General features: G+C 72.0%; 11 protein-coding genes and 2 pseudogenes. 10 read left to right on the top strand and 3 right to left on the bottom strand.

Annotated features, from left to right (window positions below; translation table 11 throughout):
- Positions 1-8 precede the first annotated feature (8 nt).
- Positions 9-1,010, top strand: coding sequence for an ornithine carbamoyltransferase (argF, locus tag ACFUK0_RS21660; RefSeq protein ID WP_380252590.1), 1,002 nt, complete (start codon positions 9-11; stop codon positions 1,008-1,010).
- Between the two features lie 69 nt (positions 1,011-1,079).
- On the opposite strand, the gene ACFUK0_RS21655 is transcribed toward argF, so the two are convergent.
- Positions 1,080-1,427, bottom strand: a complete 348-nt coding sequence (locus tag ACFUK0_RS21655) for a hypothetical protein (protein WP_380252588.1) — start codon at positions 1,425-1,427, stop codon at positions 1,080-1,082.
- A gap of 53 nt (positions 1,428-1,480) precedes the next feature.
- Here ACFUK0_RS21655 and ACFUK0_RS21650 point away from each other — a divergent pair, with 53 nt between their 5' ends.
- From ACFUK0_RS21650 to ACFUK0_RS21635, 4 genes are all read left to right on the top strand, one after another.
- Positions 1,481-2,455, top strand: coding sequence for a hypothetical protein (locus ACFUK0_RS21650; RefSeq protein WP_380252586.1), 975 nt, complete (start codon positions 1,481-1,483; stop codon positions 2,453-2,455).
- Positions 2,442-2,576: a hypothetical protein gene (locus ACFUK0_RS21645; protein WP_380252584.1), complete on the top strand. Its 135-nt coding sequence runs from the start codon at positions 2,442-2,444 to the stop codon at positions 2,574-2,576. Before ACFUK0_RS21650 ends, ACFUK0_RS21645 begins: the two co-directional genes overlap by 14 nt.
- A gap of 259 nt (positions 2,577-2,835) precedes the next feature.
- Positions 2,836-5,481, top strand: coding sequence for an aconitate hydratase AcnA (gene acnA / locus ACFUK0_RS21640; RefSeq protein ID WP_380252582.1), 2,646 nt, complete (start codon positions 2,836-2,838; stop codon positions 5,479-5,481).
- A 226-nt stretch (positions 5,482-5,707) separates the two neighbouring features.
- On the top strand, positions 5,708-7,027 hold the full coding sequence (locus ACFUK0_RS21635) for a glycoside hydrolase family 18 protein (RefSeq protein ID WP_380252580.1): 1,320 nt from the start codon (positions 5,708-5,710) through the stop codon (positions 7,025-7,027).
- Positions 7,028-7,103: 76 nt separating this feature from the next.
- Here ACFUK0_RS21635 and ACFUK0_RS21630 read toward each other — a convergent pair whose 3' ends face one another.
- Positions 7,104-7,763: a hypothetical protein gene (locus ACFUK0_RS21630; RefSeq protein WP_380252578.1), complete on the bottom strand. Its 660-nt coding sequence runs from the start codon at positions 7,761-7,763 to the stop codon at positions 7,104-7,106.
- A 261-nt stretch (positions 7,764-8,024) separates the two neighbouring features.
- On the opposite strand from ACFUK0_RS21630, the gene ACFUK0_RS21625 reads away from it, so the two are divergent.
- Together ACFUK0_RS21625 and ACFUK0_RS21620 are read left to right on the top strand one after the other, a co-directional pair.
- A complete protein-coding gene (locus tag ACFUK0_RS21625; protein WP_380252576.1) occupies positions 8,025-9,551 on the top strand; it encodes a DUF4331 domain-containing protein in 1,527 nt (508 codons plus the stop codon).
- A gap of 89 nt (positions 9,552-9,640) precedes the next feature.
- On the top strand, positions 9,641-10,915 hold the full coding sequence (locus ACFUK0_RS21620; RefSeq protein WP_380252574.1) for a hypothetical protein: 1,275 nt from the start codon (positions 9,641-9,643) through the stop codon (positions 10,913-10,915).
- A 67-nt stretch (positions 10,916-10,982) separates the two neighbouring features.
- On the opposite strand, the gene pepN is transcribed toward ACFUK0_RS21620, so the two are convergent.
- Complete coding sequence (gene pepN / locus ACFUK0_RS21615) at positions 10,983-13,547, bottom strand: aminopeptidase N (RefSeq protein ID WP_380252572.1); 2,565 nt, start codon at positions 13,545-13,547, stop codon at positions 10,983-10,985.
- Between the two features lie 236 nt (positions 13,548-13,783).
- Between pepN and ACFUK0_RS21610 the strand changes: the two genes are divergently transcribed.
- From ACFUK0_RS21610 to ACFUK0_RS21600, 3 genes and pseudogenes are all read left to right on the top strand, one after another.
- Positions 13,784-14,431 (top strand): disulfide bond formation protein DsbA, encoded by a 648-nt coding sequence (locus ACFUK0_RS21610; RefSeq protein ID WP_380252570.1) that lies wholly within the window; start codon positions 13,784-13,786, stop codon positions 14,429-14,431.
- A 61-nt stretch (positions 14,432-14,492) separates the two neighbouring features.
- Positions 14,493-14,603: pseudogene (locus tag ACFUK0_RS21605) on the top strand (dihydroneopterin aldolase); the annotation flags it as partial.
- A gap of 8 nt (positions 14,604-14,611) precedes the next feature.
- A pseudogene (locus ACFUK0_RS21600) lies at positions 14,612-14,686 on the top strand (2-amino-4-hydroxy-6-hydroxymethyldihydropteridine diphosphokinase); the annotation flags it as partial.

Here is a 14,686-nt window from a genome sequence, read left to right as displayed (position 1 = left end):
AGCCCGGCATGGCGTTCAACCTCCGGAACAGGCACTTCCTCAAGGAGCTCGACTTCACTCCCCAGGAGTTCCGCTTCCTGGTGGACCTCGCGGCCCAGCTCAAGGCATCGAAGTACGCCGGCACCGAGCAGCCCCGGCTGCGCGGCAAGAACATCGCGCTGATCTTCGAGAAGACCTCCACCCGGACGCGCTGCGCCTTCGAGGTCGCCGCCCACGACCAGGGTGCCTCGACCACGTACCTCGACCCGGCAGGCTCGCAGATCGGCCACAAGGAGTCGATCAAGGACACCGCACGGGTCCTCGGCCGGATGTTCGACGGCATCGAGTACCGGGGCCACGGCCAGGAGATCGTCGAGGAGCTCGCCGCCCACGCCGGCGTGCCCGTCTGGAACGGTCTCACCGACGAGTGGCACCCGACCCAGATGCTCGCCGACATCCTGACGGTCCAGGAGCACTCCACCAAGCCGCTCGCCGCGACGGCGCTCGCCTACCTCGGCGACGCCCGGTCCAACATGGGCAACTCGATCCTGGTCACCGGCGCCCTGCTCGGGATGGACATCCGGATCGTCGCGCCCCGGCAGCTCTGGCCCGCCGAGGACGTCCAGAAGTCCGCGTACGAGCTCGCCGCGACCACCGGCGCCCGGATCACCCTCACCGAGGACGTCGCCGAGGGCGTGGCCGGCGCCGACTTCCTCTACACCGACGTGTGGGTCTCGATGGGCGAGCCGAAGGAGGTCTGGGCGGAGCGGATCGAGCTGCTGAAGCCGTACCAGGTCTCGATGGACACCGTCCGCGCCACCGGCAACCCGGCCGTCAAGTTCCTGCACTGCCTGCCGGCCTTCCACGATCTCGGCACGGTGCTCGGCCGGCAGCTGTTCGAGACCACCGGCATGGCCGAGCTGGAGTGCACCGACGAGCTGTTCGAGTCCCCGCACTCGGTGGTCTTCGACCAGGCCGAGAACCGGCTGCACACCATCAAGGCCGTGCTGGTCGCCACCCTCGGACTCTGACCACCGGCACCGCCGCACGGCTCCGCGTTCCTCCGGCGCCGCGCGGCGGGGCCGCCCCCGTCCGTACGGTCAGCCCGTCGCCCGTGCCACCAGCAGCCCGGCCAGTACGGAGGCCGCGTTGGCGGTGAACGAGGCCGCGTACGGCAGCGCGCCGCGGCGGGCCGTCAGCACCGCGAGCAGGGCGGCCTCCAGCAGGACGACGGCCGCCTCGGCGAGGGCGAGCGCCGTCCAGTAGGCTGCGGCGGCCTCGCCGGTGAACCGGCCGAGGAACCACCAGAGCAGCGGATGCGTCGCACAGTTCACCGCCACGGCGGCAGCGGCGGCCCGCACCGGGCGGACCTGGTCCAGCGAGAGCGCCGCGACGTACAGCGGCACCTCGACGAGCAGGGTGAGGCCGAGGGCCAGGAGATACGGCACGGCGCGATGGTGCCACGGGCCCGGACGGGTGCCGGAACGGGGGAGGGGGCACGGTGGCCACAGCGGTACTCCCCGCTGCCCGGAGCATCGGCGCGGCGCCGCTGGCGGGTTTCGTCGCCGCGACGGGCTTCGCCCTGGCCGCAGCGCTGCGGGAGCCGGCCGGGACGGCCCTGCTCGGCCTCGCCGTGTTCGGCATCCTGCACAACGTCCTCGAACTGCGGTACGTGGCGGGCCGGTTCGACACCGTACTGGCCGGCCCGTTCCTGAAGCTGCTGCTCGCACTCATCACCGGCATCGTGACCTGCCGGCTGCTGCCGGTCTCCCCGGCCACCCGCAGTGCCGAGATCCTGCTGGTCTACGCCCTGCTGGCGGCGGCCTGCGGGCACTCGCTGCGCCGCCGTCCGCTGCTCCTGGCGGCGGCCGCCGGCGTCCTCCTGTGCGCGGCGGCGGCCTCGCTCGGCTTTCCCGGCTACCACTTCGTGGTGCTGGCGCACCTGCACAACCTGGTGCCGCTGCTGTTCCTCCGGGAGTGGTCACGCGGGCTGCCGCGCGGGCGGGCGGCGTTCATGGCGGTGCAGTGCGGCTGGGTGCTGGCCGTCCCGGCCCTGCTGCTCGGCGGAGCCCTGGACGGGCTCCTCGCCCCGGGAGACGCCACGACCGCGCGGCTGGCCGCCTCGTACACCCCGCCCGGGTGGCTGGACTCCACGGCCGGGCTGCGCTTCGTGGCGGTCTTCGCCTTCCTCCAGACCATGCACTACGTGGTCTGGGTCTGGTTCCTGCCGCGCTACGCCCCCGACGCGAGCGCCGCCTTCGACCGTCGCGTACCGGCCCTGCGGGGCCGCCGTGCCTGGCTGCTCGGTCTGGCGGCGGGCGCCGCGCTGGCCACCCTGTTCGTCAGTGACTACGCGCAGGGCAAGGTGCTCTACGCCGCGCTGGCGAGCTACCACGCCTACCTGGAGTTCCCTGTCCTGCTGGTGCTCGTCCTGGGCATCGACCCCACCCGGAGGAAGCCCCGTGCCGTTCGCTGACATCGCCCCCGAACCGTCCGAGACGGCCGGCCCGGTCGTGGCCGTCGTGGTGGTGGCGATCGCGCTGGTGGTGGGTGTGTTGTTCCTGGTCAGGTACGCCCGCGGCCGCCGGAGGGACTGAGCGCCCGGCTGTCCGCGCGCGTGCCCGCACGCGGAAGGGGCCGAGGGCGGCGCGACGGGCATGCCGGTCGCGTGCTTGCGCCGGACATGCACTATGGTTTATCTCGACATCGAGATAACTGCCCACTACTATTTATCTCGACATCAAGATACTTGCCGAGAGGCGCTCACCGGCGATCCGAGTTAGGTAGACCTAAGTTAGGTTGACCTTAGCATCGAGACGGCCGGGCACCGCACGAAGCACCTAAAAGGAGTCAGTCGTGTCCGCGAACAGCTTCGACGCCCGCAGCTCGCTGCCGGTGGGCGACGAGTCGTACGAGATCTTCAAGCTCTCCGCCGTCGAGGGCTCCGAGCGGCTGCCCTACAGCCTCAAGGTGCTGCTGGAGAACCTGCTCCGCACCGAGGACGGCGCGAACATCACCGCCGACCACATCCGGGCCCTGGGCAACTGGGACGCCACGGCGGAGCCGAGCGAGGAGATCCAGTTCACGCCGGCGCGCGTGATCATGCAGGACTTCACCGGCGTGCCGTGTGTCGTCGACCTCGCCACCATGCGTGAGGCCGTCAAGGAGCTGGGCGGCGACCCGGCGAAGATCAACCCGCTGGCCCCGGCCGAGCTGGTCATCGATCACTCCGTCATCGCCGACAAGTTCGGTACCAAGGACGCCTTCACCCAGAACGTCGAGATCGAGTACGGCCGCAACAAGGAGCGCTACCAGTTCCTGCGCTGGGGCCAGACCGCGTTCGACGAGTTCAAGGTCGTCCCGCCGGGCACCGGCATCGTCCACCAGGTGAACATCGAGCACCTGGCCCGCACGATCATGGTCCGCAACGGCCAGGCGTACCCCGACACCTGCGTCGGCACCGACTCGCACACCACCATGGTCAACGGCCTGGGCGTGCTGGGCTGGGGCGTCGGCGGCATCGAGGCCGAGGCCGCGATGCTCGGCCAGCCGGTTTCCATGCTGATCCCGCGCGTGGTCGGCTTCAAGCTCAACGGCCAGCTGCCGGCCGGTGCGACCGCCACCGACCTGGTGCTCACCATCACCGAGATGCTGCGCAAGCACGGTGTGGTCGGCAAGTTCGTCGAGTTCTACGGCGAGGGCGTCGGCGCCATCCCGCTGGCGAACCGCGCCACCATCGGCAACATGTCGCCGGAGTTCGGCTCGACCTGTGCGATCTTCCCGATCGACGCCGAGACCATCGCGTACCTCAAGCTGACCGGCCGCAGCGAGCAGCAGCTCGCCCTGGTCGAGGCGTACGCCAAGGAGCAGGGCCTCTGGCACGACCCGTCGGTCGAGCCGGTCTACTCCGAGTACCTGGAGCTGGACGTCTCCACCGTCGTCCCGTCGATCGCCGGCCCGAAGCGCCCGCAGGACCGCGTGATCCTGGCCGAGGCAGCGGACCGCTTCGCCGAGGCCCTGCCGACGTACTCCGCCGAGGCCTCGAAGCCGACCGCGGTGCACGCCCCCGACGGTGCCTCGTACGAGATCGACAACGGCGCGGTCGTGATCGCCTCGATCACCTCCTGCACCAACACCTCCAACCCCTCCGTCATGCTGGGCGCGGCCCTGCTGGCGAAGAAGGCCGTGGAGAAGGGCCTGACCGTCAAGCCGTGGGTCAAGACCACCCTGGCCCCCGGGTCCAAGGTCGTCATGGACTACTACGAGAAGGCCGGCCTGCTCCCGTACATGGAGAAGCTGGGCTTCAACCTGGTCGGCTACGGCTGCGTCACCTGCATCGGCAACTCGGGCCCGCTGCCCGAGGAGGTCTCGGCCGCCGTCAACGAGGCCGACCTCGCGGTCGTCTCGGTGCTCTCCGGCAACCGCAACTTCGAGGGCCGGATCAACCCGGACGTCAAGATGAACTACCTGGCGTCGCCGCCGCTGGTGGTCGCCTACGCCCTGGCCGGCAACATGAACGTCGACATCACCCGGGACGCCCTGGGCCAGGACGCCGACGGCAACGACGTCTTCCTCGCCGACATCTGGCCGACCGAGAAGGAGGTCGCCGACACCGTCGCCGCCTCCATCGACGAGGGCATGTTCGACAAGGGCTACGCGGACGTCTTCGCGGGTGACCACCGCTGGCAGTCGCTGCCCATCCCGACCGGCAACACCTTCGAGTGGGACCCGCAGTCGACCTACGTCCGCAAGCCCCCGTACTTCGAGGGCATGGCGAAGACCCCGAGCCCGGTCAGCGACATCGCCGGCGCCCGCGTCCTCGCCAAGCTGGGCGACTCGGTCACCACCGACCACATCTCCCCGGCCGGCAACATCAAGCCGGGCACCCCGGCCGCGCAGTACCTCACCGAGAACGGCGTGGAGAAGCGCGACTTCAACTCGTACGGCTCGCGCCGTGGCAACCACGAGGTGATGATCCGCGGCACCTTCGCCAACATCCGCCTGCGCAACGAGATCGCGGCGGGCACCGAGGGCGGCTACACCCGCGACTTCACCCAGGCCGACGCGCCGGTGTCGTTCATCTACGACGCCTCGCAGAACTACCAGGCAGCCGGCATCCCGCTGGTCGTCCTGGCCGGCAAGGAGTACGGCTCGGGCTCGTCCCGCGACTGGGCCGCCAAGGGCACCGCGCTGCTGGGCGTCAAGGCCGTCATCGCCGAGTCGTACGAGCGCATCCACCGCTCGAACCTGATCGGCATGGGCGTCCTGCCGCTGCAGTTCCCGGCCGGCGAGACCGCCGCGTCCCTCGGCCTGACCGGCGAGGAGACCTTCTCCTTCACCGGCGTGACCGAGCTGAACGAGGGCCGCACCCCGAAGACCGTCAAGGTCACCGCGGGCGACGTCACCTTCGACGCGGTCGTGCGCATCGACACCCCCGGCGAGGCGGACTACTACCGCAACGGCGGCATCCTGCAGTACGTGCTGCGCAGCCTGATCGGCTGATCGGGCCCACCGGGCACAGGCCGGCCCGCACCCCTTCCGGGGGTGCGGGCCGGCCTTCGTCGTGCCACGGGGAGGTCCGAAACAGCGGCCGGGGGAGGGGCGTTGCCATTCCGTGAGGCGCCGCCCCCTTGTGCGGAGGCGCCCAAGTGGACTAAACCTCTGTTTCAGCTTGGTCCAGACCATTAAGTGCTGACTCAGAGAAAGCCACGGGTCTTCTCGTATGCGCATGCCCAGCCGCACGGCCGCCGTACTCGCCGCCCTCACGGTGGCCACCCTGACCGCGGCCCCCGCCGCCCAGGCCCATGACGACCACCACACCCCCCGGCTGAAGGGCCAGCGGGTCGGCTACTTCACCCAGTGGGGCATCTACAGCGGATTCTCCGCGAAGAAGGTGCAGGACTCCGGCCAGGCCGGGAAGCTCACCGTCATCAACTACGCCTTCGGCAACGTCTCTTCGGACGGAACCTGCTTCGAGGCCAACGCCGCCGGGGTCGGCGACGCCTGGGCCGACTACCAGCGCCCGGTCGGCGCCGAGGAGTCGGTGGACGGCGTCGCCGACACCGCCGAGCAGCCGCTCAAGGGCAACTTCAACCAGCTGCGCAAGCTCAAGGCCAAGAACCCGCAGCTCAAGTCCGTCATCTCGCTGGGCGGTTGGAGCTGGTCGAAGTACTTCTCGGACGCCGCGGCCACCGACGCCTCGCGCAAGAAGTTCGTCGCCTCCTGCATCGACCTGTACATCAAGGGCAACCTCCCCCAGCTCGGCTCCGTCGAGGGCGGCACCGGCGCGGCGGCGGGCACCTTCGACGGCATCGACATCGACTGGGAGTACCCGGGCGGCGGCGGTGACCCCGGCAACATCGTCCGCCCCGAGGACGGCCGTAACTACACCCTGCTGATGAAGGAGTTCCGCCGCCAGCTGGACGCGGCCGGCGCCAAGAGCCGGACGCACTACCTGCTCACCGCCGCGGTCGCCTCCAACGAGGGCCGGGCCGACCAGCTGGAGATCCCCAAGGTCGCCAAGTCGGTCGACTGGCTCAACCTCATGACCTACGACCTGCACGGCAGTTGGGACACCCTCGGGCCGACCAACCACATCGCCAACCTGTACGCCGACAAGGCCGACCCGGCCCCCGACAACAAGTTCTACAGCGCCGACCGGGTCGTCCAGCACTACCTGGACGCCGGACTGCCGCCGCAGAAGGCCGTGCTCGGCGTGCCGTTCTACGGCTACGGCTGGACGGGCGTGCCCGCCGGCACCAGGAACGGCCTCTTCCAGCCGGCCACCGGCCTGGCCCGGGGCGGCAACCTGCCGTACAACCAGATCAAGGACCTGCCCGGCAAGGTCAGTTACGACCGCCAGCACGGCGCGACCTGGAAGTACGACGGCAACGAGTTCTGGTCGTACGACACCCCCGAACTGCTCACCCGCAAGGCCGAGTACAGCCGTTGGAACGACCTCGGCGGCGTGATGGCCTGGTCGTTGGACAACGACGACGCCCAGGGTTCGCTGGTGAAGGCGCTCGACAAGGGCCTGCAGGGCCGCTGAGCGGCCGACGTGGCCGCCCGCCCCTCGGGGGGAGGGCGGCCACGTCGTCGTTGCGTCCGGCATTCGCCGGAGAAGATCAGAACAGCGGCGGGACGTAGTCGAACCGCGGGGTCAGCGTGCCGAACATCGAGTCGGCCCGCAGGGCGCTCCCGAAGTACTGCCCGGTGAGCGCGGCGGCGTCGGCGCTCACATGGAAGGGCACCCGGTCGAGGACGAAGCCCTTCGGCGTCGGCCGGCCGCTCACCGCCACCTCCGCCGCGGTGGTGTAGGCGATCAGCGTCTCCTGGCTGATGTCCTGCCCGTTCAGCCGGATGCCCGCGGAGTAGCCCGGGGTCGGCGCGAGCCGGATCCAGGTGGGCCGCAGCTCGACGACGGTGCCGCTGCCGTCCTGGGTGAGCGTCATACCGCCGGGGTAGAAGATCCGCCCCTGGGCGTCCAGGTGGTCGCCGGCCGAGGAGCCGATCGGCATCTCGAAGCCGAGCCCGTCCGGGTCCAGGACGAACGGCGCGATCGCGCCGAGCCGGACGTCGTTCGCCCGGAGCCAGGCCGCCGTCTCGTCGCTGACCCGGACATGGGCGCTCCCCCAGGGGGAGATGTACAGGCCCGGCACCGACGGTCCGGCGGCGGCAGCGGGGTCGGCGGCCGCGGTGGGAGCGGCGCCGGCGCCGGTGAGCGCGCCCGGGAGGCTGAGGCCGGTGGCCAGCGCCAGAACGGCGAGGGAGCGGAGGATGCGCAAGGTGGACTCTCCTGCTGAAGGGGATGCGTGATTGACGATTCGTCAACGAAGCAAGCCCATCTCTACGGCATCCGGCTGCGCGATTTCCAGCCCGTTGCGCCGGTCGGGGGAAACCCGGACCCTTCCGGGTGCCGTCCGGGCTTCCGGGCCCGGTCATGATCCAGTTCGGCCCTAGGGTGAGCCCGCGGCGGTCCCCGCGGACCTCTTTCGACCGCCCGTCGGCGTCGCCTCACGCCCCCTGCCGCTGCCCTGGAGAAGCCGATGCCCCCTGCCCTGCCCCACCCTGCCCTGCCTCACACTGCCCTGTCCCGTCCCCTGCCCCGCGCTCCCCGGCGGATCGCCCTCGCTGCGGCCACCGCGCTGCTCACCGGCGCCTCGCTGGCCGGTCCCCTCCTCGGCAGCGGCCGGGCCGGCGGTCACTTCGACGCGCCCGCCGTGCTGGCCGACCCGCAGGCCAACTTCACCGACATCTACGCCTTCACCAGCCCGGACAGTCCGGACACGGTCACGGTGATCGCCGACGTCCAGCCCGTCCAACTGCCCGGCAGTACGGCGGGCAGCACGGTGGGGGCCGGGGCCGTCAACTACCCGTTCGCCACCAACGCCCGCTACGAGATCCACGTCGACGGCCGCGGCACCGGCGGCTCCGACACGGTCTACCGCTGGACGTTCCGCACCGAGGACCGCCGCCTCTTCGGCGCCGGGCCGATCGCGGTCGGCCCGGTCCGCTCGCTGCGCGACAACAACCTCCTGTACCGCCAGTACTACACGCTGGAGCGGATCAGGGACGGCGGGCAGCCGGAGGTCCTGGTCAAGGACGCACCGGCCGCGCCCACCCACAACGGCACCACGTTGATGCCCGACTACGGCGCGCTGCGCAAGGAGGCCACCCGCGACCTGCCCGGCGGCGGCCGGACGGTGGTGACCCAGACCGCGGAGTCGTTCCAGGCGGACGCCCGGGTCTTCGGCTACTTCGCCCTGGGCAGCGTCGGTCCGATCCCCGGCTACCTGCCGGCCGACAACCCGCTCTCGACGGTCAACGTCAGCAGCCTGATCCTCCAGGTGCCGAAGAAGGAACTGGCGCTGGCCGGTGACCCGGAACGCAACCCGGTGGTCGGGGTGTGGGCCACGATGTCCCGGCAGAGCGCCGATCTCGGCCGCGACCTGCGCACTCAGCGGGCCACCGGCTTCCGCCAGGTCGGCCGGCTGGGCAACCCGCACATCTGCTTCGCGCTCTGGGGCAGTTCGGCCGCCAATGGCGCCCTCCCGGGCGGCCCCGAGGACCGGTTCAACGCCCGCCCGGCCGACCAGGACCAGAACGACGAGGCCTTCCTCGGCTCGGCGCTCGACCCCGTGCCGCCGCACCGGATCGAGGCCGCCGGCAACTTCCCGGCGCCGCCCGTCCCGCGCACCGACATCCGCGCGCTCTTCCTGCGCGGGATCGGCAGGGACAACGGCTCCAGGTTCGGCTTCGACCTCAACACCCAGGCCATGAACGCCGACGCCGATCCGAACCGGCTCGCCTGGGCCGACGAACTGCGCCTCAACCTCACCACGCCACTGACCGCCCGGCCCGACCCCGGCGGCGTGCTCGACGGCGACCGGCAGGGCTACCCGAACGGCCGGCGCCCCAACGACGTGATCGACAACTCGCTGCTGCGCATGCTGGAGGGCGAGCCCGGCGGTCCTTCCGCCGCCGGCCTGCTGCCGCCGCCCCTCTCCGACGGCCAGCCCGCGCCGGCCTCCTCGGTCTTCCCGTACCTCAACCTGCCGCACGCGTTCCCGTGACGCAGCAGCCCCCGTCACTCCCTCGCCCGTCAGGCCTCAGCCCGTCACGTCTTCGCCCGTCAGGCCTTCGCCCGGCCCGGCGGCGCCCGGTGCGGGCGGCCCTGGCCGTGGGCGCGGCCGCCGTGGTCCTCGGTTGCGCGGCGGGGCTGCTCGCCCTGGGCCCGGCAGCGCCGGTCCAGGGCGGGCGCCCGCTCGCCGTGCCGGGCCGGGCCGACCCGCTGGCGGCCGCCCGGGCCGTCGTGCGGGACCGGCCCCAGGACGCCGCCGCCTGGGAGCAACTGGGCCTGGCGGACCTCGACCGGGCCCGGCTGACCCTGGACCCGGCCGGGCTGGCCGATGCCGAGCAGTCCTTCCGGCGCTCGCTCGCCCTGAAGCCGGAGGCCAACCACGGCGCCCTGGCCGGCTCCGGCATGCTCGCCAACGCCCGCCACGAGTTCGCCGAGGCACGGAAGTTGGGCGAACAGGCGGTGGCGATGGCACCGGAGCGCGCGGCCGGCTTCCTCGTCCTCGCCGACGCGGCGATCCAGCTCGGTGACTACCCGGCCGCCACCGCCGCCGCCCAGCGCCTGCTCGACCTGGCACCGACCGTGCCCGGCTACACCCGCGCCGCCTACGACCTGGAGACGCACGGCAGGGCCGAGGAGGCGAAGATCGCCCTTCAGCGCGCCCTGGAGAGCGCCACCACGCCGGGTGACACGGCGTTCTGCGAGCATCGGCTCGGTGACCTGGCCTGGGAGGCAGGTGCGGTGGCGGAGGCCGACGAGCACTACCGCAGGGCGCTCGCGGTGGCCGCCGACGACTACTACGCCCAGGCCGGCCGGGCCCGGGTGGCGGCGGCCACCGGGCACCCGGAGGCGGCGCTGCGTGGCTACCGCGAGCTGGTGGAACGCCTGCCGCTGCCCCAGTTCCTCCTGGAGCTGGCGGAGTTGGAGCTGGCGATGCACCAGGAGGAGGCGGCCCGGCGGCAACTGGACACCCTGGCGGGCGAGGTCGGGCTGCTGGAGGCCGCGGGCGGCCCCGTCGACCCGTCGTTGGCGCTCTACCAGGCCGACCACGCAGATCCGGTCGTCGCGGTGCGGCTGCTGCGGGGGGAGTGGGAGCGGCGCAGGAGCGTGCTGGTCGCCGACGCGCTCGGCTGGGCACTGCACCGCGCCGGGCAGGACGCGGAGGCGGTCGGACTGCTCCGCCAGGCTGCCGCGACCGGCTGGCACAACGCGCTCTTCGCCTACCACCGCGGTGCCGTGGAGGCCGCGCTCGGCCTGCCCGAGGCCGCCGCCGACCTGCGGGAGGCGCTGGCGCTCAACCCGCGGTTCTCGCCCTACCACGCTCCGCTGGCCGCCGGGCTGCTGGCGGGCGCCGGCTGAGGGCGGGGCCCCGCGCCGGGACGGGACCGTGCGCACCACCCGGGGTCGGGTGGTGCGCACGGTCCGGTCAGAGCCGGTCGCAGGCCTGCGCGCGCAGTGCGCGGGCGAGTTCGTCGCGGCACTCCAGGACGAGCCGGCGCAGTGCGGGAGCGGCGTCCGGGTGGCCGGTGAGCCAGGCGTCGGCGGCGGCCAGGGTCTGCGGGCCGGTCTGGAGCCGGGGGAAGAACCCGCCGACGATGCGCATCGCGATCTCGATGGTGCGCTCCGACCAGACACGCTCCAGCAGTTCGAAGTAGCGCGGGGCGTACGGGGCGGTGAGTTCGCGCTGCCCGGCCGGGGCGAAGCCCGCGATCTGGGCCTCCACCAGGGCGTTGGGCAGCTCGTCCGAGTCGATCACGGCCGACCAGGCGGCGGCCTTGGCCTCGGCGGTGGGCCGGGCGGCCAGGCACTGGGTGTACTGGCGGCGGCCGCCGGCCGTGTTGTCGGCGGTGAACTCGGCGGCGAGCTCCTGTTCGTCGGCCTCGCCGGCGGCGCTGAGCGCGAGCCAGAACGACCAGCGCAGTTCCTGGTCGATCTCCAGGCCGTCGATCCGGGCGGTGCCGGCCAGCAGCCCGCGGACCAGCCGCAGGTGCTCGGAGCCGTTCGCCGTCTGTGCCAGGTAGCGGGCCCAGGCGAGTTGGTGGTCCCCGCCGGGCTCGGCCGCGCGCAGCTCGCGCAGGGCGCCGTCGGCGAGCAGCCGGCCGCCCTCGGCGCGCCAGGCCGGGTCGGCGTACAGGTCGACGGCACCCTTGGCCTGCTGGTGCAGCGACTGCAGGACACCGATGTTGGACTCCTGCCCGGCGAAGCGCAGGACGAGCGCGACGTAGTCGCGGGCCGGCATCAGGCCGTCCCTGGTGAGGTTCCACACCGCCGACCAGGTGAGTGCGCGGGCGAGGTCGTCGGTGAGGTCGCCGAGGCCGGTGCGCAGGGTCTCCAGCGACTCGGCGTCGAAGCGGATCTTGCAGTACGTCAGGTCGTCGTCGTTCAGCAGGACGAGCGCCGGCCGGGCCCGCCCGGCGAGTTCGGCCACGACCGTGCGCGCGCCGGTGACGTCCAGTTCGATCCGGTCGGTGCGTACCAGGGCGCCGTCCGCGTCGCGGTCGTAGAGGCCGATGGCGACCCGGTGCGGGCGCAGGGTGGCCCCGTCCTGGAGCACGGCGAGTTCGGTGATCCGGCCCTCGGCGTCGACGGTGAGCTGCGGGGTCAGGGAGTTGACGCCGGCCGTCTGCAGCCAGGCGCGGGCCCAGGTCCTCAGGTCGCGTCCGCTGGTCTCCTCCAGGATGCCGAGCAGGTCGCCGAGGACGGTGTTGCCGAAGGCGTGCCGCTCGAAGTACAGGCGGGCACCCTCGAAGAAGGCGTCCCGTCCGACGTACGCCACCAGCTGCTTGAGCACCGCGGCGCCCTTGGCGTAGGTGATGCCGTCGAAGTTGAGCTTGGCGTCCTCCAGGTCCCGGATGTCGGCGGTGATCGGGTGGGTGGTGGGGAACTGGTCCTGCCGGTAGGCCCAGGCCTTGCGCTGGTTGGCGAAGGTGACCCAGCCGGAGCGGTACTGGGTGCCCGCGCCGGTCAGTGCGTACGAGCCCATGAAGTCGGCGAAGGACTCCTTCAGCCACAGGTCGTCCCACCAGCGCATGGTGACCAGGTCGCCGAACCACATGTGCGCCATCTCGTGCAGGATGACGTTGGCCCGGCCCTCGTACGCGGCCTCGGTGACCTTCGAGCGGAAGATGAACTCCTCGCGGAACGTCACGCAGCCCGGGTTCTCCATCGCGCCGATGTTGTACTCGGGGACGAACGCCTGGTCGTACTTGCCGAACGGGTACGGGTAGCCGAACTCCTCGTGGAAGAAGTCGAGGCCCTGCTTGGTGACGGTGAGGATCTCGTCCGCGTCGAAGTAGCGCGCCAGCGACCGGCGGCAGAGCGCGGAGAGCGGGATCTCCAGGGTGCTGCCGTCGGCCAGCTCACGGCTGTAGTGGTCGCGCTCCACGTGGTACGGCCCGGCCACGACGGCGGTCAGGTAGGTGGAGATCGGCCGGGTCGGCGCGAACTCCCACGTCCGGACGGCGTCCTCGTCCTTGACCTGCTCGTGGACGGCGTTCGACCAGACGTCCCAGGCGGCGGGCGCGGTCACGGTGAACGAGAACGGGGCCTTCAGGTCGGGCTGTTCGAAGTCGGCGAACACCCGGCGGGCGTCGGCCGGCTCGTAGTGGGTGTAGAGGTACGTCTCGCCGTCGGCCGGGTCGGTGAACCGGTGCAGGCCCTCGCCGGTGCGGCTGTACGCGCAGTCGGCCTCCACGACGAGGACGTTCTCGGCCGCGAGGCCGTCCAGCGCGATGCGCGAGCCGTCGAAGACCACGGCGGGGTCGAGGTCGCGGCCGTTGAGGCGGACCGAGCGCACGGCGCGGGCCAGCAGGTCGACGAAGGTCCCGGCGCCCGGCCGGGAGCAGCGGAACGTGAGGGTCGTGCTGGAGCGGAAGGTGGCGGCCGCGGGGTCGGGGGCGGAGCTCACGTCGAGATGCACCCGGTAGCTGTCCACCGCCAGGATGTCCGCCCGCTGCCGGGCCTCCTCACGGCTCAGGTTCTTGCCCGGCACGGCGGTACTCCTTTGTCCGGCCCGCACGGTGGTGCGGCTTGCGGCTGCTGTCTGCGGCTGGACGGGCCACCGGTACGCGGCCCGCGCTCGCTCCGGGCATCATTCCACGGCCGTCCCGCTCGGTACCATTGCACAAGTCCGCAGGCGGCAGGCGGAATCAGCGGCCCGGGCACGGCGTTGGCGATCCCGGGGACAGACCCCGCACCGGAGCCCGACTCTTCGAAGGATCACCCGCCGTGAGCACTGCCGCTGTGAGCGCTGCCGCCGACCGCAAGACCGCCGACTTCTGGTTCGACCCGCTGTGCCCCTGGGCCTGGATGACCTCCCGCTGGCTGATCGAGGTCCAGGACCTGCGCCCGGTGGACGTGCGCTGGCACGTGATGAGCCTGTCCGTGCTCAACGAGGACAAGGACGTCCCGCAGCAGTACCGCGAGCTGCTGGCCGAGGGCTGGGCGCCCGTCCGGATCTGCATCGCCGCCGCCGAGAAGCACGGCGAGGAGGTGCTCGGCCGGCTCTACACGGAGCTCGGCACCCGCTTCCACAACCAGGGCCTGCCGCGCAACCGCGAGACCATCGAGGCCGCCCTGGTCGCCGCCGGCCTGCCGGCCGAGCTGGCCGACGCCGGTGACACCGACCACTACGACGAGGCGCTGCGGATCTCGCACGGCGAGGGCATCGGCCTGGTCGGCGAGGAGGTCGGCACCCCGGTGATCGCGGTCGAGGGCACCGAGGGCGAGCGCGTCGCCTTCTTCGGCCCGGTCGTCACCCCGACCCCGCGCGGCGAGGCCGCCGCCCGCCTGTGGGACGGCACCCTGCTGGTCGCCTCCATCCCGGGCTTCTACGAGATCAAGCGCACCCGCGTCGTCGGCCCGTCCTTCGAGTAGGGCGCCCCGGGCAGCACCGGAACGGACGAACGGGCCGGGCCCGGGCGGATTCCTCAGGAACCTGCGCCATGCCGGGGTACAGGAGGTGGAGGTCGTCGTCCACAAGCCGGACGCGCCCATCACCGTGCCCTTCGACGACGTCACCATCACGATCACCCGGAGCCGACGATGAAAGCGACGCACAGCGACCCCACCGTCCAGCCCGTACCCGCCTCCGTCGTCGAGACCGTCGAAGCCGCCGACACCACCCTCTCC

Source organism: Kitasatospora sp. NPDC057223, assembly GCF_042669755.1.
Taxonomy (GTDB): Bacteria; Actinomycetota; Actinomycetes; order Streptomycetales; family Streptomycetaceae; genus Kitasatospora.
This window is presented reverse-complemented; position numbering and strand designations above follow the sequence as displayed.